This is a genomic window from Leptospira levettii (genome assembly GCF_002812085.1).
Taxonomy (GTDB): domain Bacteria; phylum Spirochaetota; class Leptospiria; order Leptospirales; family Leptospiraceae; genus Leptospira_A; species Leptospira_A levettii.
The window spans coordinates 42,739-69,667 of record NZ_NPDM01000009.1; the positions used below are offsets into that span (position 1 = coordinate 42,739).

A 26,929-nucleotide genomic window follows, 5' to 3' on the forward strand; every position below is an offset into this window, starting at 1 on the left:
GGAATCTTCAAGTATGGCAATAAAAAAACCTACTTAAGAATGATCTCAAGTAGGTTTTTCACCAAGGAATTCGTGTTAGCGGATTAGAAGTTATTTAGAAGCGGCTACTTTTTCTTTTTTTGCCTTTTTTGGTTTTTCTTCTTTTTTGGCTGGTTTTTTCTCTTCGCGTTTTGCTTTCGCTTCTGCTTTGAGTTCGTCTTGTGTTTTTCGATCAACAAGCTCTAAAATTCCCATCGCCGTGTTGTCAGAAGGACGGTTTACCAATCGAATGATTCTAGTATAACCACCTACTCTTTCTGCATAACGATTTGCCAAATCTTTCAAAAGTTTGTTCACGATTTCTTGGTCACCAAGGTGGCTATAAAGATACCTTGTATTGTGCAAAATCGCTGCATTTTTCTTTTGTTCGTCTAGGTTCGCTAAATTTGCATCTAGATTTTTTTTCGCTCTAGTGATGATTCGTTCTGCATATGAACGAGCTACCTTTAACTTCGCTACTGAAGATTCAATCCTTTCGTGGCGAAGTAGAGAGATTACCATATTTTGAATCATAGCTTTTCTATGATCTGCTGATCTGTTGAGTTGTTTAACTTTATTACGTTTGTTCATCTTAAAAATCTCTCATACCGAACGAAAGTCCCATAGAGGAAAGTTTTGCTTTCAACTCTTGCAAACTTTGTTCGCTGAAATGTTTTGATTTCGTCATTTCGTCTTCTGATCTCTTAACGAGTTCACCAATGAAGTCAATTTCCAAACTGCGAAGAACGTTCGTGGAACGAACAGAAAGTTCTAATTCTTCTACGTGTTTAGATAGAGCTGCTTTCAGTTTTTCATCAGCTTCATCTAATTCTTCTTCTTCCTCTTCAATTTCTTCTTCAAAATTGATGAATACAGTGAGGTGGTCTTTTAGGATTTTTGCTGCTTGCGCTACTGCATCTTCTGGTGAAACAGATCCGTCAGTCCAAACTTCCATTGTTAGTTTTTCGTAATCAGATCTTTGTGCTACACGTGTTTCTGATACTTCAAACAAAACTTTTTGAATTGGAGAAAAGATTGAATCGATTGGAATCGTTCCCAGTACTTCGATGTCTTTCTTTTTGTCTTCTGCTGGAACGTAACCACGTCCCCTTTGGATTTCCAAATCCATAATCAAATTTGCATCCTCGTTGAGAGTAGCAATATGAAGGTCAGGATTCATGATTTCGATAGAAGAATCTACAGCTAGGTCAGCAGCTCTAAAATATCCCGCCCCTTTTAACTCAAGGTGGATCACTTTACTTGCTTCTTTGTCTTCTGGCTCGTATTTGATTCGAACTTGTTTTAAGTTAAGAATGATACGAGTGACGTCTTCTGCAACACCTTCGATGTAAGAAAATTCGTGAGAAACTCCCTCGATTCGAATCGCAGAAATTGCGGCTCCCTCGATCGAAGACATAAGTGTACGACGAAGGGAGTTTCCGATCGTTGTACCAATTCCTCTTTCGAAAGGTTCTGCAACAAACTTACCATAGTTTGGTGTATTCACATCGGTAGTGAATTCGATTTTTTTGGGTCTTTTAAAACCTTTTAATAAATTCTTTGGAGACAATGTCGTATCCTTCTTCTCTAAATTCTTACTTCGAGTACAACTCTACGATTACCTGTTCTTTCACAGGGATATCAATATGCTCTCTTGTTGGAAGTGAAGTCACTTCTCCTGAGAACTTGGCATAATCTACACTTACCCAAGAAGCAGTACGATTGATTGCTTGGGCTAGTTTGATATTTTCTTCGATAAACGCGGATTTTTGGAACTTCTCACGAATTTCGATTTTATCACCAACATTCACACGATAAGAACAAATATCAACTCTGTGTCCATTCACAAGAATGTGTCTGTGAGCCACAAAGTTACGAGCTTGTCTTCTAGTAACAGCAAAACCCATACGATACAGAACGTTATCCAATCTTCTTTCAAGGAATTGGAGTAAGTTTTCACCAGGAATCCCTGGAGTATGAGAAGCTTCTTCAAAGTATCTACGGAATTGTTTTTCTAACACACCATAAGCGCGTTTTACTTTTTGTTTTTCACGTAGCTGTGCGCCGTATTCTGTTACCTTCCCTTTTTTCTTTGGAGGAAGACCTGGTGGGTACTTTCTCTTTTCAAGAGAAGATTTTTCTTTATGTAATGTATGACTATTTTTGAGAAAGAGGTTAAGCCCCTCTCTTCTCATCAATTTAACAACTGGACCTCGGTAACGTGCCATATCTAATTCCTACACCCTTCTTCTTTTTCGTGGTCGGCACCCATTGTGAGGGAGCGGAGTTACGTCTTTAATGAGTTTGATTGCGATTCCTTTTGTGGTCAAAGAACGAATGGCAGATTCACGTCCAATTCCAGGACCAGAAACCATTACGTCCACTTCAGAAAGACCAGCAGCTTCAATTGCTTTCTCAGCAGCATTGGTAGCAGCTACTTGTGCTGCGTAAGGAGTGGATTTTTTGGACCCACGAAATCCCATCATTCCGGAAGAAGACCAAGAAAGAACGTTTCCAGCCATATCGGTAATCGATACGATTGTATTGTTAAACGAAGCTTGGATATAAACCTTACCTCGCGGGACGTTTTTCTTTTCTTTCTTCTTAACCTTTTTGGTATCTTTTTTATTTTTTGCGTCTTTTTCAGCCATGGATGAATCCTCTACTTAGTAGCCTTTTTCTTATTCGCTACAGTCTTCTTGACTCCCTTACGGGTTCTTGCGTTGGTTCTTGTTCTTTGTCCGTTGACTGGAAGTCCACGTCTATGACGGAAACCTCTGTAACAACCCACATCCATCAATCGTTTGATGTTGAGGTTGACTTCGGAACGAAGATCCCCTTCTACCTGGTATGATTCTTCAATGACTCGTCGGATCGCGGCTTCTTGTTCGTCCGAGAGGTCCTTCACCCTGATAGATTCGTCAATTCCTGCTTTTTTCAGGATATTTTGAGAGGATGTCTTACCAATACCAAATACGTATGTAAGACCGATCACTATTCTTTTGTTTGATGGTAAATCAACACCCGCGATACGTGCCATATCTTCCTATCTTTGCCTTTGTTTGTGTTTTGGGTTCGTGCAAATCACTCGGATTACACCTTTTCTGCGAATGACTTTGCATTCTGGACAGATTTTTTTTACTGATGCTCTAACTTTCATTATAGTTTCCTATTTCTTTCTGTAAGTGATACGGCCCTTGGTTAAGTCATAAGGAGAAAGTTCCACAGTGACTTTATCTCCAGGTAGAATACGAATGTAGTGCATACGCATTTTTCCTGAAATGTGCGCTAAAACCTTGTGACCATTCTCTAGTTCCACCCGGAACATTGCATTTGGTAACGGTTCTAAAACGGTTCCGTCAATGGTGATTGCTTCTTCCTTAGCCAGGGTCTATCTCCTACTGGATTGATTTTAAAATAGTGTTAGTGATTTCTTCCATACTTCCCAACCCATTGATTTGCCGAAGGATCCCCGTGCCTTTATAAAAGTCAATCAGGGGCAACGTCTTGGTGTTGTAAGTATGCAGACGGTTTTTGATGGTCTCTTCGTTGTCATCCGAGCGTCCTTCTTTGATCGCTCTACCTAGCAAACGTTTGACGAGTTCTTCATCAGGAACGTCTAGGTTGACAACGGAGTCGAGCTCCATGTGAAGCTCTTTGAGGATTTCCGAGAGAGCCTTTGCTTGCTCCACCGTCCTTGGAAATCCATCCAAAATGAATCCATTTGCACAATCGGATTCGACCAAACGGTCGCGAATTATGCCTATAACGACAGCATCTGGAACAAGGTCTCCAGCGTCCATAAATTTTTTTGCTTCAATCCCCATTGCCGTACCATTTTTTACAGCAGCACGGAGGATATCGCCAGTGGAAATTTGAGGGATATTGTATTTCTCTTTGATGATGTCAGCTTGTGTTCCCTTACCAGCACCTGGGGGGCCCATAAATATGAGTCTCTTCATTCGTTACACTCTTCCCTTGATTTTAGTCTTTTTCATGAAACCTTCATAGTTTCTCATGAGGAGTTGGGCTTCGATTTGTTTTAATGTTTCGAGTGCCACACCCACCATAATGAGAAGAGAAGTTCCCCCGAATGTATACACTAAAGTTCCCCCACCTGTATTTGATCCCAGGTTTAAGAATTTAATGATGAGATACGGAGCAAGAGCAAGACCAGCAAGGAAAAGAGCACCTGGTAAGGTGATTCGATTCAAAATTTTCTCGATCATTTCTTTTGTTTGGCTTCCTGGACGTACACCTGGGATAAACCCACCGTATTTTTTTAGGTTATCAGCTAACTCTTGTGGGTTGAACTGAATTGCTGTATAAAAATACGCAAAAAAGATAATAAGAGAAGTATAAATCACATAGTAAAATAAGGCATGGTACCAGATTTGTGAAAATGGGTTAAAATAATCCATAATCACAGCCCAACCAGCCCACTGTCCCCCTTTGGAAGACAACCACTGAACAATCGTTTGTGGAAAAAGGATAAGGGAAGATGCGAAGATAATCGGCATTACGTTTGCACTGTTCACTTTGAAAGGAATGGACTGGCTACGAGCCTGAACCATCTTTCTTCCCACCATTTGTTTTCCGTAATTTAACGGAACCCGGCGAACCCCTTGGGTTAAAATCACCGTAAGGGAAATGAGAACAATAAAGATAATTATAAGAATCAGGATACTGAGAGCATCCGAAGTGTCAGAAGTAAACATCGCAATGAGTGCTTCTGGCATACGTCCAATGATACCAGCAAAGATAATGAGAGATATTCCGTTACCAATCCCACGTTCCGTGATTTGTTCCCCGAGCCAAATGAGAAGAACAGTTCCTGTTGTGATGGATAACATCGCAATCGGTAAAAAATATCCTTCCACCGATGGATTGATCAGACCTGGGTATTTCGCTTGTGCCGTTCCCGATCCAGTGGACCAAGAATTCGCAAGTTGGATCACAGCAAGAGATTGGATGGCACAAAGGATGAGTGTTCCGTACTTCGTGTACTGTTGGATTTTTTTTCTGCCTTCTTCCCCTTCTTTTTGCATTTTTTGCAAACTAGGAATGAGGACCATCACAAGTTGCATAATGATCGAAGAAGAGATATAAGGCATAATCCCTAGTGCAAAAATAGAAAATTTGAGAAGAGCACCACCAGCAAACAAATCTACCATTCCAAGGAAACCTTCACTTGGATCGGCAGTAATGCCCGTCACAATCAAACTGTTGATACCGGGAATGGTCACGTGAGTTCCCATTCTAAATAGTAACAACATACCGATCGTAAATAGGATTTTAGATCTTAATTCCGGGATTCGAAAGATGTTAGCGATGGTTTGAAACATGGTTTATTTAGTTTTTTTTCTCTTCTTTTTTCTTTTCTCTGATGATGACTTTGCCACCTGCTTTTTCAATTTTTTCTTTTGCAGAAGCTGAAAATGCATCAACCGTAATGGTAATCGCAACAGTCACTTCACCAGTTCCGAGTAACTTAATCGGTCCTAGTTCAGATTTGATGAGTGACTTTGCTTTTAGGATCGCAGGAGTCACTTCTCCCGAAAGACCAGCTTTCGTTAGAGAAATCAAATTCACTGGTTGGAATACTTCAGAGAAGATATTCGTAAAACCACGTTTTGGTAAACGTCTATGGAGAGGGAGCTGTCCACCCTCGAAACCACGTCTCATCGAAGCTGCACGAGCTCTTTGTCCTTTAGAACCACGAGTGGAAGTTTTTCCCATCCCAGATCCTGGACCTTGGCCCACTCGTTTAGGAGAGGTTTTTGCGCCTTCCGGAACGGGAACCAAGTTTTTGTTTCCGAGAGATGTGGATTTTTTAGCGCGTTTTGCACCAAACCCACGACCTTGTTCGATTCTTTCTTGTGCCATATAATTATACCTTTTCCACTTTCAACAAGTAACCTACTTGTCGTAACATCCCTTTCAATTGGGGAGTCATTTTGTGTTTTTTGGATTGACCTTTCTTTTTAAGGCCGAGAGCAATCAGAGTTTTTTTGTGCATTGGAATGATACCAATGGAACTTCTTTCTTGCGTTACGATCACTTCTTCCATAGTCAGTACCCTTTTATAGATCTTGCCCAAACAAGTGTTTGAGGCTAACACCACGTCGTTTTACCGCCATAGACGGAGTTTCCAACTGTTGTAATGCATCCATAGTCGCCTTTACAATGTTCATCGGGTTTGAAGATCCCCATGACTTTGTTAGAACATCTTGGATCCCAGCTCTTTCCAATACGGAACGAACAGAAGCTCCAGCGATGATCCCAGTTCCTGGTGAAGCTGGTTTCAAAATCACACGTGCTGATTTGAATTGTCCAACCACATCGTGAGGAACGGTGTGACCAATATAATGAATGGATTTTAAATTCTTTTTTGCCGATTCAATGGACTTTCGGATCGCATCTGGAACTTCATTTGCTTTTCCAAATCCAATTCCTACTTTTCCTTTGGAGTCACCCACAACGGAAAGTGCATTAAAAGAGAAACGACGTCCCCCTTTTACTACTTTGGCGACGCGGTCGATTTTAACGACCTTCTCAGTAAATTCTTTTGTTTCTTCTTCTAACATCATTTAGAACTCCAATCCACCTTCACGGGCAGAATCAGCAAACGCAGCGATTCTTCCATGGTAAACCATTCCAGAACGGTCGAGTACCACTTGGGAAACACCCGCTTTTTTCGCCTTATCAGCGACTACTTTACCGAGTTCGGTTGCAGCCGCTTTACTCTTCTTAGAATTTTCATGTTTCGGAAAATCTTTCTCGAGAGTGGTTGCGTAAACAAGTGTTACACCTTTTGCATCATCAATGATTTGTGCAGTTAGGTAACGGTTTGTTTTGTTAAACACTAACCGAGGTCTATCCGATGTTTGGCGGAGTTTGTATCGAACTCGCTCCGCTCTTCTCAATCTTTTACTATTTTTAGCTGTCTTGTTGATCATGACGTTCTACTTCTTACCGGTTTTTCCGGCCTTTCTACGGATGTATTCGTTCTGATATTTGATCCCTTTTCCTTTGTAAGGCTCAGGAGGTCTTTTGGAACGAATGTCAGCCGCAACTTGTCCAACCAGTTGTCGGTCAATGCCCGATACTTTGATTTTGAGCTGATCTGCGACTTCAATTTTGATGCCATTTGGCTCAGGGAAAACCACTTCGTGAGAATAACCAAGTGCCATCACGAGGTCTTTACCACGTTTTTGTGCACGGTAACCAACCCCAGTAATTTCTAGGTTTTTTTCCCAACCAGTTGTGACACCCTTTACACAGTTCATCGCAAGCGAACGAACGAGACCATGGAGAGCCACTGTCTTTTGGTCTTCACTTTTTCTTGTGAACACCAATTCGCCGTTTTCAACGTTTGCTCCGACACCTTCGTAAAGTGGAGTCTTTAATTCCCCTAACGGCCCTTTGATTGTAAGGGCTTCTGCATCTGCTTTAACTTCTACCTTTGCAGGCAATTTGATGATACTTTTTCCAACTCGAGACATGGTGTTATCGTTCTCTAGAATACCTTACAGAGAACTTCCCCTCCTACTCTGAGTTTGCGAGCGCGTTTTCCCGTCATCACACCTTTCGAAGTCGAAAGGATGAGTGTTCCGATGTTATTTCGGAAAGGACGGATTTCACCAGACTGGATATATACCCGTCGTCCTGGTGTGGAAACACGTTCGATCATACGGATCACAGGTTTTTTCTCTGTGTCGTATTTCAATTTTACTTGGAAGTCATCAAAACTTCCATTTTTTACAGTTTGAACATCATCTACAAAACCTTCTTCTTTGAGAAGATCTAGGATGGACTTTTTGATTTTGCTACCAGGAATCACACAAAGCTCATGTTTAGCTTGTTGTGCGTTTCTAATTCTTGTTAGCATATCTGCGATTGGATCTGAAAGACTCATATCTTACCTTAACCTAATTACCAGGAGGACTTTTTCACACCGGGGATCTGAGCCTTGCTAGCAAGGTCCCGGAAGCAAAGACGACACATATCAAAGCGGCGCAAATAAGCGCGTGATCGACCACAAAGAGGGCAACGATTGTACTCTCTCACTTTGAATTTTTGCTCTTTGGCGTGGCGTTCCATCATTGATTTTTTCGCCATGAGTAATCTCCTACTTACCTGCCGCTCGGTAAGGCATACCGAAGGCTTGGAATAATTCGAACGCTTCTTTGTCCACTTCCGTGTTCGTTACGAAAGTGATATTGATTCCATAGATCGTATTGATTTTATCAAATTGGATCTCTGGGAAAATGATCTGTTCTCTAACAGAAAGGTTGTAATTCCCTCTGCCATCAAATCCCTTCGGGCTTACACCACGAAAGTCACGAACCCTAGGAAGGGCAACGTTGATGAAACGATCAAGGAACTCATACATATGATGTCCACGTAGAGTCACTTTGCAACCAAGCACCATTCCCTCTCTCACTTTGAAACCCGCGATGGATTTTTTAGCGAAAGTTTTCACAGGTCTTTGTCCAGTGATTTGGCCAATTTCCACAAGACATGCTTCCATTGCCTTAGGGTTTGTGTGAGCTTCACCCATCCCTACGTTGATTACGATTTTCTCTAATTTAGGAACACGCATTACACTTTGAAAGCCGAGTGACTTTTGCAGTGTAGGACGAATTTCCTTTTCGTATTTTGATTTAAGCCTAGGTACCATATCTATACTTCTTTCCCTTCAGGTCGAGTCACTCGTACGGATTTACCATCCTTCTTGGCAAAGCCCAAGCGTACAGCCTTAATTTTCTTCTTTGGCTTCGCTTTGTTCTCTGCTTTTGCGTCGTGAAACATCACATTGGAAATATGGATCGGGAATTCGATTTCAATCGCACCACCACCAGGGTTTTCTTGGGTTGGGCGAACGAATCTTTTTCTTTTGTTCACACCTTCGATGTAAACTCGGTCTTTGCGTTTATCAACAGCAAGAACCTTCCCTTTTTTTCCTTTTTCTTTACCAGAAATCACAAGAACTTCATCGTCCTTTTTGATTTTTGTTTTTTTGAATTTAGTAGGCTCGGAACCTCTATATGCTAACTTAGTCGCCATCTTAGAGAACCTCCGGAGCTAGAGATATAATTTTCATGTATTTTTTATCACGAAGTTCGCGAGCAACAGGTCCGAAGATCCTTGTTCCTTTTGGGTTCCCTTTATCATCGATAATGGCAACCGCATTGTCATCGAAACGGATGTAGGTTCCGTCTGGACGACGAACTTCTTTTTTCGTTCTTACGACAACGGCTCTTTGAACCGCTTTGTTATGCACTTTTTTCCCTTGCCCGTCACGAAGACCGTATGCAGGTTGTGCTTCTTTCACAGCGACGATGATTTCGTCACCAAGCGTTGCGTAGCGTTTTTTGGAACCGCCAAGCACTTTAACGCACATGACTTTTTTCACACCCGAGTTATCGGCTACTTGTAAAATAGTTTCTTGTTGGATCATACTAATTTCGCCTTCTCAATTACCTTTACAAGTTTATGGTGTTTCTGTTTAGAAAGTGGTCTTGTTTCCACAGCGATGACTCGATCACCAACTTGACACTCGTTCTTCTCATCGTGAATTTTCACACGAGAAGTTCTGGTCATAATTTTCTTAAACCGTGGGTGCACTTTTCTTGTGATGATTTCGATCACTACGGTTTTATCCATAGCATCACTCACAACTACACCTTGAATGGTTAAAGATTTTTTAGAGTTTTTATCTTCCATAACCTACTTCTTCTTACCTTTGCTTGTTTTAGCGACTTTTGGAGCCGAACCAGCTTTCGGTGCGATTTGTTTGAGTTTACCTTTTGCAGCTAGTTCCTTCTCACGAAGTACAGTTAATGCTTGGGCAATTCTCTTCTTATGATTGCGGATTACTTTCGGGTTCTCAAGTGATCTTGTAACACCAAATTGGAATCTTGCTTTTCTTACTTCTTCGGAAGAGGAAAGAATTTCTTTCTTCAAATCTTCTGGAGAAAGTGATTTGAAATCGTCTTTCATAGAACGTTCCTCTTAACAAATGAAGTTTCAACTGGCAGTTTAAATGCTGCTAGGTGGAGTGCTTTTCTCGCAGTGTCTTCATCAACACCAGCCATTTCAAAAAGAACTCGTCCTGGTCGGATCTCAGCAATCCAGAACTCAGGGTTACCTTTACCTTTACCCATACGAGTTTCGGCAGGTTTTTTAGTGATTGGTAAATGAGGAAAGATCCTGATCCATAATTTCCCACCTCGTTTTACTTGGCGGTTGATCGTGATCCTTGCTGCCTCAATTTGTCGCGCAGTGATACGACCGGAGGAGATGGCTTTTAAACCAAATTCTCCGAACGCAACGTAAGAACCTCTTTCGTCCTTACCTTTTAAGCGCCCTCTTTGGCGTTTTCTAAATTTTACTCGTTTAGGTGCTAACATGATGGTTTCTCTTTAGTACTTCTTAACTCGTTCTACGTTTTACAGCGTATTTATCTTCATCGGATTCTTCCTTCGTTGGGAAGTAATCACCTGTATAAGTCCATACTTTCACACCAATTTGTCCGAAAGTCGTGAGAGCTTCTTTGAATCCAAAATCAATTTTGGCACGAAGAGTATGAAGAGGAACTCGTCCTTCCATATACTTTTCCGTTCTTGCCATATCCGCACCGTTCAAACGTCCGGAGATTTGGATTTTAACACCTTCAACCCCACCGCGCATGGCACGACGAAGTTCCGCTTTCATGACACGACGGAAAGGCATCCTTTGTTCGATTTGAAGGGCAACCGTTTCAGCAATCGCTTGTGCGATGATTTCTGGTTTTTTCACTTCGATGATGTTCATTCCGATCGGCTTATCAGCGTATTTTTTAAGCTCTTGTTTCACCGCTTCGATGTTTTGGCCTTTTTGGCCAATCACCATACCTGGTTTAGAAGTATGGAGGTTCACGTTGATCTTTTCAGGGAATCTTTCGATTACGATTTTCACAACGGATGCATTTTTGAATTTCTTCTGAAGGAATCTACGGATCTTGATATCTTCGTGAAGATTTTTGATGTAATCTTGTTTGGAAAACCAAACCGAATCCCAGTTACGTGTGATTCCGATTCGTAGTCCGATTGGATTTACTTTCTGACCCATAAATTAGCTAACCTTCTTTTCGATTTCAGATACAACAACGGTGATGTGGCTTAGGCGTTTACGGATCCGAGACGCACGTCCTCGTGCTCTTGGGCGGAAACGTTTCATAATTGGTCCGTCATCCACATAGATTTTTTTAACATAAAGTGAGCTTGGATCTAAACTTTCATTCATCTGAATGGCATTTGCCACCGCAGAGTTGAGAAGGTTAATGATCATTGAACTTGCAGATTTGTTTGTAAATCGCAAGATATCTATCGCTTCTTTGTAATCGTATCCACGAACTTCATCAGCAACCAGGCGAGCTTTTCTGGCAGAAATTCTGAGGTGTTTTCCTACTGCTTTTGCTTCCATCACTCTACCTATTTCTTCGCTACTTTTTTGTCGCCACCATGACCTTTGAAGGTTCTAGTGGGAGCAAATTCACCGAGTTTGTGTCCAATCATGTTTTCATTCACATAAACAGGAACAAACGCTTTGCCATTATGAATCATGACTGTATGACCAATCATATCTGGATAAATGGTACTTCTTCTGGACCAAGACTTGAAGGGAGTTTTTTTCCCTTCAGAGTTTAACTTGGTAATTTTTTTCATGAGGTGGTCGTCGATGAACGGACCTTTTTTTAAGCTTCTAGCCATGAGTATCTAGATCCTACCTATTCCTGTTTTTCTTACGTCTTTGGACAATAAAACGGTCAGACGGTCTAGTCTTACGTGTTTTAAATCCTTTCGTAGGTTTACCCCAAGGAGTCACTGGGTGACGACCTCCGGAAGTTCTACCTTCACCACCACCGAGTGGGTGGTCCACAGGGTTCATAACGACCCCTCTTACCTTCGGTCTTTTTCCTAACCAACGGTTACGACCGGCTTTTCCTATGATCACTAAGTTGTGGTCTTTGTTGGAAAGTTCTCCAACTGTCGCTAAACACTCTTTCCTTACTTTTCGGATTTCCGAAGAAGGAAGTTTGAGTGAAACATAGTCACCGTCTTTTGCAGAGATCACAGCAAAGGAACCTGCTGTTCTTGCAATCTGACCACCTTTTCCAATATGGAGTTCGATGTTGTGAACGTTTGTTCCTGCAGGGATTTTATCTAATGGAAGTGTATTTCCAAGTTTAATCTCTGCGTTTGGACCAGACTCAATTTTATCCCCAACTTTAAGACCGTTAGGAGCTAAAATGTATCGGTATTCCCCATCCGCATAACAGACAAGAGCAATGAATGACGAACGGTTTGGATCGTATTCAATTGTTTTAACTGTCGCAGGGATTCCAAATTTATTACGTTTAAAATCGATGATACGGAACTTTCTTTTGTTACGTCCACCTTTCCGTCTAACAGCAATACGTCCCTTATTGTCACGACCAGCTTTGTAAGAAAAATTGGCAGTGAGAGGTTTATAAGGAACCACTTCCGTGATTTCTTTGAAATCTAATACCGAATAATACCGGCTAGACTGTGTTGTGGGTTTAAGTTTTCTAATTCCCATAATTAAACCTTAGCAAAATCCAAATTTGCTCCGTCTGCGAAGGTCACTACAGCTTTTTTGTAGTGAGGTCTTGGGGACGGCATGTTTCTAAAACGTTTCATTTTCCCACGGTAAACGGCTACGTTTACAGCAGTTGGAACAACGTTATACATTTGTTTCAGGGCTTGTTTGATCAAAGTTTTGTTCGCATCCGGGTGGACTTTGAACGTATACTTGACAGTTCTTTTTCCCATACGTTCTCCAATTGTTTGAAGGTCTTGCGACTTTTCTGTAACAACTGGTGATAAGATTACATTCTCTAGGTTCACTGTCTTATCCTTTCTTAGAATACTGAGCCTGAAGCTCTTTTAAAGCGCTTTCAGAGATTACTAAATTGTTATTATAGAGGATGTCTCGGCAAACGACTCGTTTGCTGTTCACATATTTGAGGTTCTCTATATTGCGAGTGGATCTTTTTAGGAATTGGTTTTCACCAGCTACTACAAATCCCACGTTACCCTTCTCTGCAATGTCCATGTTCTTCAAAATGTTGTAGATGGACTTTGTGGAGTAAGAAGAAGGTTCTACGTCTTCTATGATCGCGATTCTGTTTTCTTCTGCCTTTTTGTTAAGGATGGAGAGAACAGCTTTCTTCTTAACGCTGCGTGACAAGTTAGAGGAATAATCTCTCGGTTTTGGTCCATGAATGATACCACCACCAACGAAATGAGGAGCTCTAATGGATCCTTGTCTTGCACGACCAGTTCCTTTTTGAGCCCAAGGTTTGATTCCCCCACCGCGAACTTCGGAACGATCTTTTGTCGAATGTGTTCCTTGTCTATTGTTCGCATTTTCAGCTTTAACCGCATCATAGATGGCTCCAAGCGAAATGCCGGTAGCAAATAATTCTGCCGGAAGTTCAACTTCGCTTACGAATACGCCTTCTTTATTGTATTTACGCGCTTTCATGTTCTACCTATCTATCCGATTTTTTCTATCGTAACGATACCACGTTCCCTTCCTGGAACTGGACCGGATACAAATACCAAGTTAGCATCTGCATCAATTTTTACTACTTTCAGGTTTCGAACAGTTGTCTGCTCAGAACCCATTCTTCCACCCATCTTCAAACCCTTGAACACACGTCCAGGAGTTGTGTTCGATCCAATCGAACCCGGGTGTCTTTGGAAACGAGAACCGTGCCCAGCAGGACCACCAGCAAAACCATGGCGTTTCACAACACCTTGTGTTCCCTTCCCTTTAGAAGTTCCGGTCACTTTTACTGTATCATTCAAAGCAAAAACATCAGCGAGTTTCAATTCTGAACCCACTGCAACGCCTTCAAACCCTTTGAATTCAACCAAAGTTTTTTTAGGAGAAGCGATATTCGCCTTTTTAATGTGTCCAACTTCGGCCTTTGTTAAGTGTTTTTCTTTGGCATCACCGAATGCTAATTGAACAGCTTCATAGCCATCATTAGCAGATGTTTTTACCTGGGACACAAAACAAGGACCCACGCGTAAAACAGTAACAGTTACCATCTTACCGTCGTTATTGAATATGTGGGCCATGCCCAATTTTTCGCCGATTAAACCTTTAGCCATGGATCCTATCCTTAGGATTTAATATCTACGGAAACTCCAGCAGGGAGTTGAAGCTTCATTAGGGCTTCTACCGTATCTTCATTCGTATTTAAAATATCGATGAGTCTCTTGTGAGTTCTCATTTCAAATTGTTCTCTAGCTTTTTTATTCACGTGCGGAGAACGTAATACCGTGTAGATTTCTTTTTTCGTTGGAAGTGGGATAGGACCGGAGACAGTAGCTCCAGTCCTTTTCGCAGTTGCAACGATTTCAAAGGTTGATTGGTCAATCAACCGATGATCGAAAGCTTTTAACTTAACGCGAATTCTTTGTCCAGCCATTGCGATTACTCAACGATCTCCGCAACAACACCAGAACCAATCGTTCTTCCACCTTCACGGATCGCGAACTTCAAACCTTGGTCCATAGCAATTGGGTGAATAAGTTCGATAGACATCGTAACGTTATCACCTGGCATAACCATTTCCATTCCACCAGGTAAGTTACAAACACCAGTGATGTCTGTAGTTCTGAAGTAGAATTGTGGACGGTAGTTGTTAAAGAATGGAGTGTGACGTCCACCTTCGTCTTTAGTAAGGACGTAAACTTCCGCTTTAAACTTTCTGTGTGGAGTGATGGTACCTGGTTTCGCAAGAACTTGACCTCTTTCGATGTCTTCTTTTTTCGTTCCGCGAAGAAGAGCACCAATGTTGTCTCCAGCTTCCGCTTGGTCGAGAAGTTTACGGAACATCTCAATACCAGTAACAACTGATTTAGATGTATCACGGATACCAACGATTTCGATTTCGTCGTTGATCTTAAGAACTCCTTGCTCAACACGACCTGTTGCAACAGTTCCACGACCAGTGATAGAGAATACGTCCTCTACTGGCATAAGGAAAGGTTTATCAACTACACGTGTAGGGTTTGGAACGTAAGTATCAACAGCTTCCATAAGTTTAAGAATGGATTTCATTCCTAAATCGGAATCTTCACCTTCTAGAGCTTTTAAAGCAGATCCAGAGATGAAAGGTGTTTTATCACCTGGGAAGTTGTATTTGTTAAGAAGGTCTTTGATTTCCTCTTTTACCATCTCAATCATGTCTTCTCTTTCATCAGCAGCAAGCATGTCTGCTTTGTTAAGATAAACAACGATGTAAGGAACACCAACTTGGCGAGCAAGAAGGATGTGTTCTTTGGTTTGTGGCATAGCACCGTCAGTTGCAGATACTACGAGAATCGCAGCGTCCATCTGAGCAGCACCAGTAATCATGTTTTTAACATAGTCCGCGTGACCTGGACAATCTACGTGTGCATAGTGACGGTTAGGAGTTTCATATTCCTGGTGAGAGGTTGCAATAGTAATCCCACGAGCCTTTTCTTCTGGCGCGTTGTCGATTTGGTCATAAGCAACAGCTTTATTCTTACCACCGATCGCTTTTGCAAGGGTTGTAGTGATAGCCGCTGTTAGCGTAGTTTTACCGTGGTCAACGTGACCAATAGTTCCGATGTTTAAGTGTGGTTTTGAGCGGTCAAATTTTTCTTTAGCCATTGTTAGAATCTACTCCTCAATCGTGGTGCAAGACCCGATATTCGGTTCTTTACTCCTTTAGAACTGCATAAAATTCAGAGGTAAAAGCAGTCCTTTCCCAAGAAATGCCAATCCCTTTGGTCATGTTTCTAAGAGCCCCTGAAAAGCCAAGCAGGTTTTCTGCCGATGCATTGGCTTTTAAGTGACTCTTCCCTGCCACAGCCTCATAGGTGGATACCACCTTTGCGTTCCTGCGACTTAGATCAGAAAGAACTACACCTAAGTGGTTCGCGTCTACCATCACTTCGATCTCAGTGAGAGGACCAACCAAATATGTGTTTGACGGAAAACATTCCTTCACTCCGGCAAGTATTGCTACTTTGAGTAGAGTGAGAGTCGTTTGTAAATCCCCAGGAGGCATCTCGTAAGAGAGGACTCTTAGTCTCAGGCCACAAACTTCCTCACCGTAAAACCCGTGTAAGCAGGCTTCCATAAAGGACGTTTCTATCGAATGTTTTACTTCTTCCGGAAGACTTACCTCGAAGGCAATTTGCTTCGAAAAATCGGCAGTATCTTCCAGGACTGCGATGAGCGCGCCGCTTGACTTTTGGTCTTCAAAGGCACGATGCTCTAGGGCAACCTTATGAGACATTTTTTTAAAAAGCTCTAATTTGGCAATGTTTATCGAACTAAATGAGAGTTTTTTTTCCGTTTTCTCAGAAATCCTTCGGATCCCTATCTCCAAATGGAGTTCCCCTCTTCCAAAGAGAACCATTTGTCCCGTATCTGCTTTGAGTTCTAAGTGGTAACCGGGGTCTTCCCATACCAATTCTTCTAAGCGACATAACCAGAAATCCTTTTCGGAACTGATCTCTGGTTCTAATACCACTGAAAATGGACTGAGTTCCGATGTTGGGTGATTGGGGCTGACTCCATGGGAACCACCTCCGATGTAAACGACAGGATTCCCTGGTTCCATTTGGAATCCTTCCTTTGCCCGCATAATCCCAAGTTTTCCTTTTGTAAGGGCAACTACCTCCTCAAGCGTTTCGGCTGATAGAAAGGAAAGTGAGAGTTTAGCCTCCCCTTCCCTATGGATGGTAGTTTCAATTTTGTTAAGTCCTTTTGTTGCCTCCGCGGAAAGAAGGATCTCCATTACCCTTTCCGTTGGTAATGAAATAGTGGGGCAAACTACCGCATAACGACTAATTTGTGGGTCTGTCCTTCTTGAAAGTACAAGGAGTGGAGAGTTGGAAATTGGTTTTATTTCTTTTGGATTTGTCCACAACACAAGATCCAGGAGTTCACGTACACCTTCGCCAGTTTTTGCGGAACCACCGTACACAGGGTAAAGTTTCCCTTCCCCTGTCCCCTTTTGTAAGATACGTTTTGGTAGGTCTGAGGATTCTCTTTCTTCTCTCCAGAACGTTAACAGTGATTCTTCGTCACAAGCGAGTAGTTCTTCCTTCGTTGTTTTGGTAAAAACTCCTTCGTTTTCCAGGAAGTATTCCCAACCTGTTTTCCCTTTTTGGAACAACGTAACAGGAGGGATTTGTAAGATCTCTTCTAAGGAAACAAGTGTATCGAGGTAGTCTTCTGCAAACCGGTCCAATTTATTGATGAAAAAAACGATGGGGATGTTTGCCTTCCGTAACTCTTCGATCACTAATCTTGCTTGGGATTGTACAACTGTTCCTGCTTCCAAAATGACAATGGCTGTTTCCATTGCAGGGAGAAGGTCTGTGACTTGGTTCCGAAAATCGATATGACCAGGTGTGTCGATGAGTTGGATTTCAAATTTTCCAAAACTAGTAGTCCAAGGGACAACATGGAAAGTAGTCCTGATGGAGATCCCTCTCTCAATTTCTTCCTGGAGTTGGTCTGATTCAGTGTTTCCATCTTCAATGGTTCCAACCGCAGAAATTTTTCCCGCTTCGAATAAGATTCGTTCGGTGAGGGTTGTTTTTCCAGAATCGATATGAGCAAAAATGCCAACTGTGCGGTAGATCATGGTTTATGGGATGAGTGTAAAATAAAAAAGCCAGGCAAAAACCTGGCTTATCAATGTTTGGAATCGAATAAAAGGGATTACCAGCGGTAATGAGAGAATGCCTTGTTGGCATCTGCCATCTTTCTGATGTCTTCTTTTTTCTTAATCGCAGATCCTGTGCCTTTTTGTGCTTCCATGAATTCTGCAGCCAATTTGTTTTTCATAGACTTTTCGTTTCTACCACGGCTATATTTAATCAGCCATCTGATTCCAAGTGCAAGACGTCTTTCTGGACGAACTTCAATTGGAACTTGGTAAGTAACACCACCCACTCGGCGGGATTTTACTTCCACTTGTGGTTTTGCATTTTCCAATGCTTCTTGGAAAACAGCAAAAGGATCTTGTCCCGTTTTTTTAGCAATGACTTCTAATGCATCGTAGAACACAGCTTCAGCGACACTTTTTTTACCATCTACCATTAGGCAGTTGATAAATTTTGAAATCACTTTGTCGTTGTATTTTGGATCGCCTTCGATGTGGCGCGGTTCAACTTTTCCTCTTCTTCTAGACATATACCTTTCTCCGATTACGCTTTAGGACGCTTCGCGCCGTATTTAGAACGTCCTTTGCGACGTTTGTCCACACCGAGTGTATCCAGTGTTCCACGAATGATATGATAACGAACCCCTGGTAAATCTTTTACCCTTCCCCCACGGATCAGAACCACGTTGTGTTCTTGGAGGTTATGGCCTTCGCCTGGGATATAAGCAGTCACTTCAATTCCTGTTGTTAAACGAACCCTTGCTACTTTACGAAGAGCTGAGTTTGGTTTTTTAGGAGTGAAGGTCATCACTCTTGTGCAAACTCCACGTCTTTGTGGGCATGCTTTTAGAGCGGGAGATTTAGTTCTTTTCTTTTGGTCTTCTCTTCCAATACGGATGAGCTGGTTAATTGTAGGCATTCGATTCCTTCTTCTACTTCTCTTTTTAAAAAAATAATGACGTTTTCGTCCAAAATTCCAGATAGGGACATTCTGTAAACGAAAACATGAATTTTGTCCCCAGAAACCATCCAATTTGGATGATTTCTAGAAGATCTTCTTAGTGACTAATCGTCATCGTCCTCATCATCTGAGTCGTCCGATTCTTCTTCCAATTCGTCCTCATCTTCGTCTTCTTCCGCTACGAGTCTTGAGAGTGTAGCAGTCGAAACCGGAGCTGATTCGGAAAGTTCGGAAAGTTCTTCTTCCTCTTCTTCTGATTCCAAGTCCCAATCCAAGTCCCCAGGCATTTCTTTGAAAACTTCAATGTCACGGTATTTTTTCATACCTGTTCCCGCAGGGATCATGTGACCAATGATGACGTTTTCTTTGAGTCCCATTAGGTTGTCTGTTTTTCCTTTGATGGCGGCATCAGTCAGAACCTTAGTGGTTTCCTGGAAGGACGCTGCTGAGAAATAAGACTCAGTATTGAGTGAGGCTTTTGTAAGACCAAGAAGCACTGGAGTTCCTTGCGCAGGTGATCCACCTTCTTGTTCCACTCGATCGTTTTCTTCATCAAAGAGGAATTTATCCACTTGTTGTTGGTTTACGAACGATGTGTCTCCACTATCAGTGATGATCACCTTACGAAGCATGGAACGAACCACAACTTCAATGTGTTTATCATTGATATGAACCCCTTGTAAACGGTAAACCTCTTGCACCTCAGATACTAGGTATTCATGAAGGGCACTTGGTCCTTTGATCGCAAGGATATCATGTGGATCAAAGTTTCCTTCATCCAACTGGTCTCCTCGTTTCACAAAGTCACCTTGGCGAACACGGATTTGTTTTCCGACAGGGATAGCTACTTTTACTTTTTCTTGTTCTGCTGTTTCTGGGATGATATAGAGAATTCGTTTTTCTTTTACGATTTCACCCTTATCTTCAATTTTTCCATCAATTTCTGCTAGTGTGCAGGCATCTTTTGGACGACGAGCTTCAAAAAGTTCGTCTACCCTTGGAAGACCACCCGTGATATCACGAGTTTTTTCAGCAACCGATGGAATTTTGAAGATGATGTCACCTTCTCTCACTTTGTCTCCATTTTGGAATTGGAGGAGTGCATCCACTGGAACAGAATAACCATCCGAACCAACAACTACTTTTGGAACGAGACGGTCTTTTTTCTGTTCGACTACTTTTAAGATGATATTGGATGTTTTAGGGTCAACATCACGACGAACGTTTTTCCCAATTTCCAAATCTTCCCAAACGATGGTTCCAGAAGTTTCCGAAATAGCCACTTCGTTAAAAGGGTCAAACTCAGCGAGTGCTTTGTTCTCTTCTACGATTTGGCCTTCCTCCGCACGAAGGATGGTTCCGATTTTGACAGGTATGACAATGTCATCCCCAAGGATACGAAGTGTAGTTCCAACTAGGGAAACAACACCTGCTTGGTCAGAAGTGATCCGTTGTTCTGTAGAATCACTCACTTGCGTCGCAAACACTTCTCCTTTTTCCAATCGTTGTCCATCCACGACTCGCACACTGGATAATGACTCAGTGTTGAATTCTTGGATGAGTCGGTTCACGATAATCGTTCCACGACGAGCAAATACTTTTGCACTGTTGGCATTTGTCACCAAACGACCATTAATGGATTTTACCAAAGAACGGAATGGAACTTTGTGTTCCTTCTCTTGGATCGTAGCGGAAGCCGCACCACCCACGTGGAAGGTTCTCATTGTTAACTGTGTTCCAGGTTGGCCGATGGACTGAGCGGCAATGGTTCCCACTGCTTCTCCAATCTCAGCAGGGACAAGACGAGCCATGTCCATACCGTAACATTTTGTACAAATTCCATGACGGGAACGGCAAGTGAGTGGAGATCTAACTTTGATTTTATCGTAACCAAGGTTTTCGATCTGTTGGCCGAGTGCTCTTGTGATGAGAGTATCTTTTGGAAATACCACTTTTTCTGTCACTGGGTCAACTAGGTCTTCCGCTGTGTAACGACCGAACACTCTGTCCGCAAGAGAAACAATTACGTTTTCCCCTTCTTTTACGATTCCGAGTGTGATGTTTGCTTTGGTTCCGCAATCATCTTCGGAAACGATCACGTCTTGGGAAATATCCACAAGACGACGAGTGAGGTAACCCGCATCCGCTGTTTTTAAGGCAGTATCCGCAAGACCCTTTCTCGCACCATGTGTGGAGATAAAAAATTCTAATACCCCGAGTCCTTCACGGAAGTTCGAACGAATCGCAAGTTCGATGATTTCCCCTGACGGTTTTGCCATAAGGCCCCGCATCCCAGCGAGCTGACGGATCTGTTGTTTTGACCCGCGCGCACCGGAAGCTGCCATGACGTAAACCGGGTTAAATCCCGCTTGGTCTTTTTCGAGTTCCTTGAACATCCCTTCTGTAATGCGGTCATTGGTTTTGGTCCAAATTTCGATTACTTTTTTACGACGTTCTTCGTTTGTGATGATACCTTTACGGTACTCCATATCCGCTTTTTCCACTTCTTTGTTGGCATCATTTACGAGTCCTTCTTTTTGAGGAGAAACTCGGATGTCATCAATCGAGATGGTAGGAGCAAATACAGTCGCGTAACGGTAACCGAGTCGTTTGATTTCATCAAGCATCACAACTGTGATCCCTGGTCCAAACTTTTCATAAACGTCTGCAATGATTTTGTTTGTTTCTTTATCACCGAGGGTTCTGTTGATATAAACATACCCTTTTGGCATCACTTGGTTGAAGATAAGTCTTCCCGGTGTGGTTTCGATGATTTTACCTTCGTGTAAAACGGAAATTTTAGAGCGAATCTCAACCGTTTTGGTTTCAATCGCATACATCACTTCCTCAAGACCTGTGAAGAATTTACCTTCTCCCTTCGCGTCTTTGACTTCCGAAGTGAGGTAATAAATTCCAAGAACGATATCTTGTGTTGGTCCACAAATCGGTTGTCCGTTCGCAGGATTCAAAATGTTATGCGGTGATAACATGAGCATCCAAGTTTCGAGCTGTGCTTTTGGAGCAAGAGGAACGTGGATCGCCATTTGGTCCCCGTCGAAGTCAGCGTTAAACGCGTGGCAAACGAGTGGGTGAAGTTTGATTGCTTTTCCTTCTACAAGGACTGGTAAAAATGCTTGGATTCCAAGTCTGTGGAGTGTTGGAGCACGGTTGAGTAAAACTGGGTGTTCTTTCACAACTGTTTCCAATACATCAAAAACTTCTTTGTCTTCTGCTTCGATTTTTTTCTTCGCAGACTTGATGTTTGGTGCAAGTTCCAAATCCACAAGGCGTTTCATGATGAATGGTTTGAAGAGTTCCAAAGCCATTTTTTTAGGAAGACCCATTTGGTGGTATTTGAGTTCAGGACCAACAACGATAACGGAACGACCAGAATAATCTACCCGTTTTCCAAGTAGGTTTTGGCGGAAACGACCTTGTTTTCCTTTGAGCATGTCGGAGATCGATTTCAATGGTCGATTTCCTTTTCCCTTTACCGTACGTTTACGACGGCTGTTATCAAAAAGAGCATCGACTGCTTCTTGTAACATACGTTTTTCGTTACGAACGATGATCTCAGGAGCTTTCAAAGCAAGAAGGCGTTTGAGACGATTGTTTCGATTGATCACACGGCGATACAAATCGTTTAGGTCGGAAGTTGCAAAACGTCCCCCCTCTAATTGCACCATCGGACGAAGTTCTGGTGGGATGACAGGAACTACATCCAGAACCATCCACTCAGGGCGGTTTCCGGAATCCCGGAACGCTTCTAAAACTTCGAGGCGTTTAAAAATACGTTTGTCAGAGATTTTGTTTTTGTCTTGGATCTTTTGGCGGATCACACGAGCTTCTGCATCTACATCAATGCGTGCGAGAAGTTCTTTGATGGCGTCCCCACCGATTCCTGCGATAAACTTATCACCGTATTCATCTAAATAATTATGGTATTCATCTTCATCGATGAGTTCCCCTCTGTTCCTTCCGGAATCAGCTGGGTCAATGATCACATACTTCTCAAAGTAAAGAACACTTTTGAGTTGGTTGATCGTCATGTCGAGAAGCAGTCCCATACGAGATGGAACTGATCGGTAGTACCAAATGTGCGAAACAGGAGCCGCAAGTTCTATGTGCCCCATTCTTTCACGACGTACTTTGGAGTGAGTTACCTCAACACCACATTTGTCGCAAACCACACCCTTATAACGGATGGATTTGAATTTACCGCAGTAACATTCCCAATCCTTTGTGGTTCCAAAGATTTTTTCGCAGAAAAGACCATCTCGTTCCGGTTTTAGGGTACGGTAGTTGATCGTTTCAGGTTTTTTGACTTCCCCAAACGACCACTCTTTGATCCGCTCGGGTGATGCCAAACGGATCGTAATCGATTCAAAACTATTGTAATTTCTCATACTTTTTCCCTTCCCTAAACGTTTTCAATGGTCTCGAATTTAATTTTCTTTTTGTTTTTCGAGAATTCATCTTCGTAATCAGAGATATCCACTTCCAATCCTTCGGAGTCTTTAATGATGATATCGAGGGCAAGACCTCGGAGTTCCTGCACAAGAACGTTGAAGGACTCAGGAATACCCGGTTTAATCGAGTGGATTCCCTTCACAATCGCTTCGTAAATTCTTGCACGACCTAACATATCATCTGACTTGATGGTAAGTAACTCTTGTAAGGTATGTGATGCACCATACGCTTCGAGAGCCCAAACTTCCATCTCCCCTAACCTTTGTCCCCCGAACTGCGCCTTACCACCGAGTGGTTGTTGCGTTACGAGTGAGTAAGGTCCAGTAGACCTTGCATGGATTTTGTCATCCACCAAGTGAGCCAGTTTTAACATGTAGATGTATCCGCAGAAGACTTGGTTGATGAATTTCTCACCAGTTCTTCCATCGTATAACTGAAATTTGCTGTTTTCTGGTAAACCTGCTTTTTTGCAGAATTCGTGAACATCACCTTCACTCGCTCCATCAAACACGGGAGTTTCAAAATTGATCCCTAGTTTTTTAGCAGCGAAACCAAGTTGTGTTTCAAAAATCTGACCGAGGTTCATACGCGAAGGAACACCAAGAGGGTTGAGTACGATATCAACTGGAGTGCCGTCTTCCATGTATGGCATATCTTCCTGTGCCATCACACGTGCTACGACCCCTTTGTTTCCGTGTCTTCCGGCCATCTTATCACCCACTAGGAGTTTACGTTTACGAGCCACATACACTTTCACCATTTCTTCCACACCAGCAGCGAGTTCATCGCCTGTTTCACGGGAATAACGTTTGATATCGATCACAGTTCCTTCGAAACCGTTTGGCATACGAAGAGAGGAATCTCTTACTTCTTTTGCCTTCTCTCCAAAGATGGAGTGTAATAATTTATATTCTGGAGTGAGGTCAGTTTCTCCTTTAGGAGTCACCATACCAACAAGGATGTCACCAGGTTTTACTTCAGCACCCACACGGATCACACCAGACTCATCCAAATCACGGAACGCTTTGTCCGAAAGGTTTGGAATGTCACGAGTGATTTGTTCTTGTCCAAGTTTTGTTTCCCGAGCTTGGATTTCGAATTCTTCAATGTGAATGGAAGAGAATACATCGTCTTTAATGATTCGTTCTGAGATCAGAATCGCATCCTCAAAGTTGTAACCTTCCCAAGGCATAAATGCCACAAGAACGTTTCGTCCAAGCGCCAAATAACCAGCGTCAGTGGAAGGACCGTTCGCAAGGACAGTTCCTTTTTGGAGGATTTGTCCGAACTCTCCGTATTTTTCCCCTTTGATGATCTGGCCTGCAACTGGTGCTCCAATTCCAATATCTTGTCCTTCTTTGACAACTGCTTGGTATTGAACTTCTTCCGATAAAACCAATTCGTGAGTTTCCTTTTCACCATTCGGAGTTGTTACTTCGATACGTTCTTTGGAAACCTTACTCACCTTACCACCAGTTGTGGTATGGAGCATGGACACGTTTGGTTTTTGGTTAAAACAAGTGCCTTGGTTCGTTTTTTTGAATTTAATGAGTGGGTAGTGGACAATCTCTTTGGATTGGTCTTCTTTCACCCAAACACCTGTTGCATCCACTTTGGAAACAACACCATCTTTTTTCGCAACAATACAAACACCAGCGTCATACGCCGCACGAGCTTCCATACCCGTTCCCACAAAAGGAGCCTCTTCTGTAAGAAGTGGAACTGCTTGGCGTTGCATGTTGGAACCCATGAGTGCACGGTTCGCATCATCATGTTCGAGGAATGGAATGAGTGCTGTTGATACAGACACAACTTGTAGTGGAGCAAGGTCCATGTACTGGATCTCAGATGGGCTACGGAAAGGGAAATCCCCTCTGTGGCGAGTGGAAATGAGTTTGGAAGTAAATTCCCCTTTCTCATCCACAGTCGAATTCGACTGCGCCATATAGTGGTATTCTTCTTTATCAGCAGTGAGATACTCTACTTGTTTTTGGACTTTTCCATTTTTAACAAGACGGTATGGAGTTTCAATAAACCCATAATCGTTTACCCTTGCAAAACTAGACATGGAAAGAATGAGACCAATGTTTGGACCTTCCGGTGTTTCAATCGGGCACATACGACCATAGTGAGAATAGTGAACGTCACGAACTTCGAAACCTGCTCTATCACGAGAAAGACCACCAGGCCCAAGAGCGTTTAACCTACGTTTGTGGGTCAGTTCCGCGAGTGGGTTTGTTTGGTCCATAAACTGAGAAAGTTGAGAAGATCCAAAAAACTCATTGATCACCGCAGTGATTGGTTTGATGGAAATGAGAAGTTGCGGAGTTTGTTGTTCTGGCTCCTGCACTGTCATTCTTTCTTTGATGACACGTTCGACTCGAGAGAATCCAAGTTTCAATTGGTTTGCGATGAGCTCTCCAACAGAACGAATCCTTCTATTTCCTAAGTGGTCAATATCGTCTGGGTAGTAGTTTTCTGCCTCAGACATAAGCATCACAAGGTAACGAACCGTTTCAATGATGTCTTGTTTTCTTAAAACACGATCATCTGCTTTTGAGAATTCTTTTGGATTGTTGAATTCAAATTTGCTATTGATTTTGTAACGACCTACCACACCCAAATCAAACGTTTTGTGTGAGAAAAAGAGTCTTTTCAGTTCGGCTTCCGCGTTTTCAATCGTAGAAGGTTCACCCGGACGCATGATGGTGTGAAATTTTTTCACCGCGTCTTCGTAGTCGTTCACTCCGTCTTTTTCTAGGCAGTTGATGAGAACTGGATTGTCTTTTCCTTTTGGAAATTCAATGACATCCACATCTTTCACCTTCATTTCACGAAGGATGGAGATATTATCCTCATTGATTTTAGAACCAGCATCGAGCATGACCTCGCCTGTTTCCATGTTGATGATATCAGCAATGGTTCGGCGACCAATCAGACGTTTGAGGTCTTTTGGATTGGCACCTGCAATTTTCATTTTGCTTGAACCATAGAACAAACGTAATACTTCTTCGTTTGTTCCCATTCCCATTGCTTTCACAAGAAGTGTAGCTGGGAATTTTTTCTTACGGTCGATTTTGGCAACAAGGATCCCTTTGTTGTCCATCTCAAATTCCAACCAAGAACCTCGGTAAGGAATCACACGCGCAGAGAATGTATCTCGCACTTGGTCATAAGAGAAGAAAATACCAGGCGATCTGTGTAACTGGCTTACCACTACCCTTTCCGCACCATTGATGATGAAAGTACCGTGGTCTGTCATCACAGGTAAGTCACCCATGTAGACAACTTGTTCGCGGATTTCCCCGGTGTCCTTGATGATGAGTCGAATGACTGCTTTTAGTGGAACCGCATAAGAAGAATCAGTGTCCTTACATTCTTGAGGATCACGTTTCGGTTCCCCTAACACATAATGGCCATATTCCATGACCATATCGTTGTTTGGTGATTCGATTGGAAAAGATTCACGAAAAACTGCTTCCAACCCCTGGTTTAAACGTTTGGTCGGATCTTTCACTTCCGACTGGAGAAACCAATCAAAGGATTTTTTCTGTACGTAGATAAGATTAGGAAGTAAATTGAGGTCGGTAATTTTACCGAAATTTACCCGGTTTCTAATTTGCATTCGGGTATGCATGGAATACTCTCCCTAGAGACGTCAAAATAATAGATGGTATGATAAACGAAAAAATAGAGGTGGGGACGCCTACGGCCTCCCTGCCTCTAAGTTTTTGAAGACTGGGTTTAAA

At 42.4% G+C, this 26,929-nt stretch carries 36 protein-coding genes; all 36 read right to left on the reverse strand.

The annotated features are described in order from the left end of the window. Nucleotides 1-90: 90 nt before the first annotated feature. The 36 genes from rplQ to rpoB all read right to left on the reverse strand — a co-directional run bounded on the left by rplQ (nt 91) and on the right by rpoB (nt 26,817). A complete protein-coding gene (gene rplQ / locus CH354_RS17720; protein ID WP_100727885.1) occupies nt 91-609 on the reverse strand; it encodes a 50S ribosomal protein L17 in 519 nt (172 codons plus the stop codon). A gap of 1 nt (nt 610) precedes the next feature. Next, the gene (locus CH354_RS17725; protein WP_002974165.1) at nt 611-1,588 is read right to left on the reverse strand and encodes a DNA-directed RNA polymerase subunit alpha; all 978 of its coding nucleotides are present in this window, start codon (nt 1,586-1,588) and stop codon (nt 611-613) included. Nucleotides 1,589-1,613: 25 nt separating this feature from the next. Further along, a complete protein-coding gene (gene rpsD / locus CH354_RS17730; protein WP_100727886.1) occupies nt 1,614-2,246 on the reverse strand; it encodes a 30S ribosomal protein S4 in 633 nt (210 codons plus the stop codon). 9 nt (nt 2,247-2,255) lie between these two features. Continuing rightward, nucleotides 2,256-2,669 carry a 30S ribosomal protein S11 gene (gene rpsK / locus CH354_RS17735; protein ID WP_004783964.1) on the reverse strand — a complete coding sequence of 138 codons (414 nt, stop codon included), beginning with the start codon at nt 2,667-2,669 and terminating at the stop codon, nt 2,256-2,258. Nucleotides 2,670-2,680: 11 nt separating this feature from the next. Further along, nucleotides 2,681-3,058 carry a 30S ribosomal protein S13 gene (gene rpsM / locus CH354_RS17740; RefSeq protein WP_035983662.1) on the reverse strand — a complete coding sequence of 126 codons (378 nt, stop codon included), beginning with the start codon at nt 3,056-3,058 and terminating at the stop codon, nt 2,681-2,683. A 6-nt stretch (nt 3,059-3,064) separates the two neighbouring features. Beyond that, nucleotides 3,065-3,178, reverse strand: coding sequence for a 50S ribosomal protein L36 (gene rpmJ, locus CH354_RS17745; protein WP_002974084.1), 114 nt, complete (start codon nt 3,176-3,178; stop codon nt 3,065-3,067). Nucleotides 3,179-3,187: 9 nt separating this feature from the next. Beyond that, on the reverse strand, nt 3,188-3,406 hold the full coding sequence (gene infA / locus CH354_RS17750; protein ID WP_012476295.1) for a translation initiation factor IF-1: 219 nt from the start codon (nt 3,404-3,406) through the stop codon (nt 3,188-3,190). A gap of 10 nt (nt 3,407-3,416) precedes the next feature. Continuing rightward, a complete protein-coding gene (locus CH354_RS17755; RefSeq protein ID WP_100727887.1) occupies nt 3,417-3,980 on the reverse strand; it encodes an adenylate kinase in 564 nt (187 codons plus the stop codon). A gap of 3 nt (nt 3,981-3,983) precedes the next feature. Then, a complete protein-coding gene (gene secY, locus CH354_RS17760; protein ID WP_015678147.1) occupies nt 3,984-5,363 on the reverse strand; it encodes a preprotein translocase subunit SecY in 1,380 nt (459 codons plus the stop codon). 7 nt (nt 5,364-5,370) lie between these two features. Next, nucleotides 5,371-5,904, reverse strand: a complete 534-nt coding sequence (gene rplO, locus CH354_RS17765; RefSeq protein ID WP_100727888.1) for a 50S ribosomal protein L15 — start codon at nt 5,902-5,904, stop codon at nt 5,371-5,373. A 4-nt stretch (nt 5,905-5,908) separates the two neighbouring features. Then, entirely contained in the window at nt 5,909-6,088 is a 180-nt protein-coding gene (rpmD, locus tag CH354_RS17770) for a 50S ribosomal protein L30 (protein ID WP_002974048.1), read from the reverse strand. Nucleotides 6,089-6,101: 13 nt separating this feature from the next. Then, nucleotides 6,102-6,605 carry a 30S ribosomal protein S5 gene (rpsE, locus tag CH354_RS17775; RefSeq protein WP_002973816.1) on the reverse strand — a complete coding sequence of 168 codons (504 nt, stop codon included), beginning with the start codon at nt 6,603-6,605 and terminating at the stop codon, nt 6,102-6,104. Between the two features lie 3 nt (nt 6,606-6,608). Beyond that, on the reverse strand, nt 6,609-6,977 hold the full coding sequence (gene rplR / locus CH354_RS17780) for a 50S ribosomal protein L18 (protein WP_100721707.1): 369 nt from the start codon (nt 6,975-6,977) through the stop codon (nt 6,609-6,611). A gap of 6 nt (nt 6,978-6,983) precedes the next feature. After that, entirely contained in the window at nt 6,984-7,523 is a 540-nt protein-coding gene (rplF, locus tag CH354_RS17785; RefSeq protein WP_100721709.1) for a 50S ribosomal protein L6, read from the reverse strand. Between the two features lie 14 nt (nt 7,524-7,537). After that, on the reverse strand, nt 7,538-7,936 hold the full coding sequence (gene rpsH / locus CH354_RS17790; protein WP_002973604.1) for a 30S ribosomal protein S8: 399 nt from the start codon (nt 7,934-7,936) through the stop codon (nt 7,538-7,540). Nucleotides 7,937-7,953: 17 nt separating this feature from the next. Beyond that, entirely contained in the window at nt 7,954-8,139 is a 186-nt protein-coding gene (locus CH354_RS17795; protein WP_012476296.1) for a type Z 30S ribosomal protein S14, read from the reverse strand. 10 nt (nt 8,140-8,149) lie between these two features. Next, a complete protein-coding gene (gene rplE, locus CH354_RS17800) occupies nt 8,150-8,701 on the reverse strand; it encodes a 50S ribosomal protein L5 (protein ID WP_100721710.1) in 552 nt (183 codons plus the stop codon). Nucleotides 8,702-8,703: 2 nt separating this feature from the next. Beyond that, nucleotides 8,704-9,087, reverse strand: coding sequence for a 50S ribosomal protein L24 (rplX, locus tag CH354_RS17805; protein ID WP_012388931.1), 384 nt, complete (start codon nt 9,085-9,087; stop codon nt 8,704-8,706). A 1-nt stretch (nt 9,088) separates the two neighbouring features. Then, entirely contained in the window at nt 9,089-9,481 is a 393-nt protein-coding gene (gene rplN, locus CH354_RS17810; protein WP_002974152.1) for a 50S ribosomal protein L14, read from the reverse strand. Then, nucleotides 9,478-9,747 carry a 30S ribosomal protein S17 gene (gene rpsQ / locus CH354_RS17815; protein ID WP_012388932.1) on the reverse strand — a complete coding sequence of 90 codons (270 nt, stop codon included), beginning with the start codon at nt 9,745-9,747 and terminating at the stop codon, nt 9,478-9,480. Before rpsQ ends, rplN begins: the two co-directional genes overlap by 4 nt. A gap of 3 nt (nt 9,748-9,750) precedes the next feature. Continuing rightward, on the reverse strand, nt 9,751-10,023 hold the full coding sequence (gene rpmC, locus CH354_RS17820; RefSeq protein ID WP_100721558.1) for a 50S ribosomal protein L29: 273 nt from the start codon (nt 10,021-10,023) through the stop codon (nt 9,751-9,753). Further along, a complete protein-coding gene (gene rplP, locus CH354_RS17825) occupies nt 10,020-10,433 on the reverse strand; it encodes a 50S ribosomal protein L16 (RefSeq protein WP_015678382.1) in 414 nt (137 codons plus the stop codon). Before rplP ends, rpmC begins: the two co-directional genes overlap by 4 nt. A 22-nt stretch (nt 10,434-10,455) precedes the next feature. Next, nucleotides 10,456-11,133 (reverse strand): 30S ribosomal protein S3, encoded by a 678-nt coding sequence (gene rpsC / locus CH354_RS17830; RefSeq protein WP_100721560.1) that lies wholly within the window; start codon nt 11,131-11,133, stop codon nt 10,456-10,458. 3 nt (nt 11,134-11,136) lie between these two features. After that, a complete protein-coding gene (gene rplV, locus CH354_RS17835) occupies nt 11,137-11,487 on the reverse strand; it encodes a 50S ribosomal protein L22 (protein ID WP_100721562.1) in 351 nt (116 codons plus the stop codon). 8 nt (nt 11,488-11,495) lie between these two features. After that, on the reverse strand, nt 11,496-11,774 hold the full coding sequence (gene rpsS, locus CH354_RS17840; RefSeq protein WP_002974021.1) for a 30S ribosomal protein S19: 279 nt from the start codon (nt 11,772-11,774) through the stop codon (nt 11,496-11,498). Between the two features lie 13 nt (nt 11,775-11,787). Next, a complete protein-coding gene (rplB, locus tag CH354_RS17845; RefSeq protein ID WP_015677973.1) occupies nt 11,788-12,624 on the reverse strand; it encodes a 50S ribosomal protein L2 in 837 nt (278 codons plus the stop codon). 2 nt (nt 12,625-12,626) lie between these two features. Beyond that, nucleotides 12,627-12,932 carry a 50S ribosomal protein L23 gene (locus CH354_RS17850; protein ID WP_002973792.1) on the reverse strand — a complete coding sequence of 102 codons (306 nt, stop codon included), beginning with the start codon at nt 12,930-12,932 and terminating at the stop codon, nt 12,627-12,629. A 4-nt stretch (nt 12,933-12,936) separates the two neighbouring features. Then, nucleotides 12,937-13,572 carry a 50S ribosomal protein L4 gene (gene rplD / locus CH354_RS17855; RefSeq protein WP_100727889.1) on the reverse strand — a complete coding sequence of 212 codons (636 nt, stop codon included), beginning with the start codon at nt 13,570-13,572 and terminating at the stop codon, nt 12,937-12,939. A gap of 11 nt (nt 13,573-13,583) precedes the next feature. Further along, nucleotides 13,584-14,207: a 50S ribosomal protein L3 gene (gene rplC / locus CH354_RS17860; RefSeq protein WP_100727890.1), complete on the reverse strand. Its 624-nt coding sequence runs from the start codon at nt 14,205-14,207 to the stop codon at nt 13,584-13,586. An 11-nt stretch (nt 14,208-14,218) separates the two neighbouring features. Further along, complete coding sequence (gene rpsJ, locus CH354_RS17865; protein WP_002974412.1) at nt 14,219-14,527, reverse strand: 30S ribosomal protein S10; 309 nt, start codon at nt 14,525-14,527, stop codon at nt 14,219-14,221. 5 nt (nt 14,528-14,532) lie between these two features. Next, nucleotides 14,533-15,738, reverse strand: coding sequence for an elongation factor Tu (gene tuf / locus CH354_RS17870; RefSeq protein WP_100721764.1), 1,206 nt, complete (start codon nt 15,736-15,738; stop codon nt 14,533-14,535). 49 nt (nt 15,739-15,787) lie between these two features. Beyond that, on the reverse strand, nt 15,788-17,728 hold the full coding sequence (locus tag CH354_RS17875; RefSeq protein ID WP_100766561.1) for an elongation factor G-like protein: 1,941 nt from the start codon (nt 17,726-17,728) through the stop codon (nt 15,788-15,790). 77 nt (nt 17,729-17,805) lie between these two features. Then, complete coding sequence (gene rpsG, locus CH354_RS17880) at nt 17,806-18,279, reverse strand: 30S ribosomal protein S7 (protein ID WP_015678186.1); 474 nt, start codon at nt 18,277-18,279, stop codon at nt 17,806-17,808. A gap of 14 nt (nt 18,280-18,293) precedes the next feature. Continuing rightward, nucleotides 18,294-18,668 carry a 30S ribosomal protein S12 gene (gene rpsL, locus CH354_RS17885; RefSeq protein WP_004783543.1) on the reverse strand — a complete coding sequence of 125 codons (375 nt, stop codon included), beginning with the start codon at nt 18,666-18,668 and terminating at the stop codon, nt 18,294-18,296. A 146-nt stretch (nt 18,669-18,814) separates the two neighbouring features. Beyond that, complete coding sequence (rpoC, locus tag CH354_RS17890; RefSeq protein WP_100727892.1) at nt 18,815-23,116, reverse strand: DNA-directed RNA polymerase subunit beta'; 4,302 nt, start codon at nt 23,114-23,116, stop codon at nt 18,815-18,817. Between the two features lie 14 nt (nt 23,117-23,130). Next, nucleotides 23,131-26,817 (reverse strand): DNA-directed RNA polymerase subunit beta, encoded by a 3,687-nt coding sequence (gene rpoB / locus CH354_RS17895; protein WP_100727893.1) that lies wholly within the window; start codon nt 26,815-26,817, stop codon nt 23,131-23,133. Nucleotides 26,818-26,929 lie beyond the last annotated feature (112 nt).

Excerpts from the sequence above, each read along its gene's own strand:
- rpmJ (WP_002974084.1), bottom strand. The coding sequence starts at position 3,178 with ATGAAAGTTAGAGCATCAGTAAAAAAAATCTGTCCAGAATGCAAAGTC.
- rpsM (WP_035983662.1), bottom strand. The coding sequence starts at position 3,058 with ATGGCACGTATCGCGGGTGTTGATTTACCATCAAACAAAAGAATAGTG.
- tuf (WP_100721764.1), bottom strand. The coding sequence starts at position 15,738 with ATGGCTAAAGAAAAATTTGACCGCTCAAAACCACACTTAAACATCGGA.
- CH354_RS17795 (WP_012476296.1), bottom strand. The coding sequence starts at position 8,139 with ATGGCGAAAAAATCAATGATGGAACGCCACGCCAAAGAGCAAAAATTC.
- rpoB (WP_100727893.1), bottom strand. The coding sequence starts at position 26,817 with ATGCATACCCGAATGCAAATTAGAAACCGGGTAAATTTCGGTAAAATT.
- secY (WP_015678147.1), bottom strand. The coding sequence starts at position 5,363 with ATGTTTCAAACCATCGCTAACATCTTTCGAATCCCGGAATTAAGATCT.
- rplX (WP_012388931.1), bottom strand. The coding sequence starts at position 9,087 with ATGGCGACTAAGTTAGCATATAGAGGTTCCGAGCCTACTAAATTCAAA.
- rpsS (WP_002974021.1), bottom strand. The coding sequence starts at position 11,774 with ATGGCTAGAAGCTTAAAAAAAGGTCCGTTCATCGACGACCACCTCATG.
- rpmC (WP_100721558.1), bottom strand. The coding sequence starts at position 10,023 with ATGAAAGACGATTTCAAATCACTTTCTCCAGAAGATTTGAAGAAAGAA.
- rplB (WP_015677973.1), bottom strand. The coding sequence starts at position 12,624 with ATGGGAATTAGAAAACTTAAACCCACAACACAGTCTAGCCGGTATTAT.
- rpsC (WP_100721560.1), bottom strand. The coding sequence starts at position 11,133 with ATGGGTCAGAAAGTAAATCCAATCGGACTACGAATCGGAATCACACGT.
- rpmD (WP_002974048.1), bottom strand. The coding sequence starts at position 6,088 with ATGGAAGAAGTGATCGTAACGCAAGAAAGAAGTTCCATTGGTATCATT.
- CH354_RS17755 (WP_100727887.1), bottom strand. The coding sequence starts at position 3,980 with ATGAAGAGACTCATATTTATGGGCCCCCCAGGTGCTGGTAAGGGAACA.
- rplC (WP_100727890.1), bottom strand. The coding sequence starts at position 14,207 with ATGGCTAAAGGTTTAATCGGCGAAAAATTGGGCATGGCCCACATATTC.
- rplV (WP_100721562.1), bottom strand. The coding sequence starts at position 11,487 with ATGGAAGCAAAAGCAGTAGGAAAACACCTCAGAATTTCTGCCAGAAAA.
- rplP (WP_015678382.1), bottom strand. The coding sequence starts at position 10,433 with ATGTTAGCACCTAAACGAGTAAAATTTAGAAAACGCCAAAGAGGGCGC.
- rpsQ (WP_012388932.1), bottom strand. The coding sequence starts at position 9,747 with ATGGAAGATAAAAACTCTAAAAAATCTTTAACCATTCAAGGTGTAGTT.
- rpoC (WP_100727892.1), bottom strand. The coding sequence starts at position 23,116 with ATGAGAAATTACAATAGTTTTGAATCGATTACGATCCGTTTGGCATCA.
- rpsL (WP_004783543.1), bottom strand. The coding sequence starts at position 18,668 with ATGCCTACAATTAACCAGCTCATCCGTATTGGAAGAGAAGACCAAAAG.
- rpsJ (WP_002974412.1), bottom strand. The coding sequence starts at position 14,527 with ATGGCTGGACAAAGAATTCGCGTTAAGTTAAAAGCTTTCGATCATCGG.
- rplO (WP_100727888.1), bottom strand. The coding sequence starts at position 5,904 with ATGGCACAAGAAAGAATCGAACAAGGTCGTGGGTTTGGTGCAAAACGC.
- rpsG (WP_015678186.1), bottom strand. The coding sequence starts at position 18,279 with ATGTCTAGAAGAAGAGGAAAAGTTGAACCGCGCCACATCGAAGGCGAT.
- rplF (WP_100721709.1), bottom strand. The coding sequence starts at position 7,523 with ATGTCTCGAGTTGGAAAAAGTATCATCAAATTGCCTGCAAAGGTAGAA.
- rpsE (WP_002973816.1), bottom strand. The coding sequence starts at position 6,605 with ATGTTAGAAGAAGAAACAAAAGAATTTACTGAGAAGGTCGTTAAAATC.
- rpsK (WP_004783964.1), bottom strand. The coding sequence starts at position 2,669 with ATGGCTGAAAAAGACGCAAAAAATAAAAAAGATACCAAAAAGGTTAAG.
- rplR (WP_100721707.1), bottom strand. The coding sequence starts at position 6,977 with ATGATCAACAAGACAGCTAAAAATAGTAAAAGATTGAGAAGAGCGGAG.
- rplD (WP_100727889.1), bottom strand. The coding sequence starts at position 13,572 with ATGAAAGCGCGTAAATACAATAAAGAAGGCGTATTCGTAAGCGAAGTT.
- rplQ (WP_100727885.1), bottom strand. The coding sequence starts at position 609 with ATGAACAAACGTAATAAAGTTAAACAACTCAACAGATCAGCAGATCAT.
- rpsH (WP_002973604.1), bottom strand. The coding sequence starts at position 7,936 with ATGAGTCTTTCAGATCCAATCGCAGATATGCTAACAAGAATTAGAAAC.
- rplE (WP_100721710.1), bottom strand. The coding sequence starts at position 8,701 with ATGGTACCTAGGCTTAAATCAAAATACGAAAAGGAAATTCGTCCTACA.
- rplN (WP_002974152.1), bottom strand. The coding sequence starts at position 9,481 with ATGATCCAACAAGAAACTATTTTACAAGTAGCCGATAACTCGGGTGTG.
- rpsD (WP_100727886.1), bottom strand. The coding sequence starts at position 2,246 with ATGGCACGTTACCGAGGTCCAGTTGTTAAATTGATGAGAAGAGAGGGG.
- CH354_RS17875 (WP_100766561.1), bottom strand. The coding sequence starts at position 17,728 with ATGATCTACCGCACAGTTGGCATTTTTGCTCATATCGATTCTGGAAAA.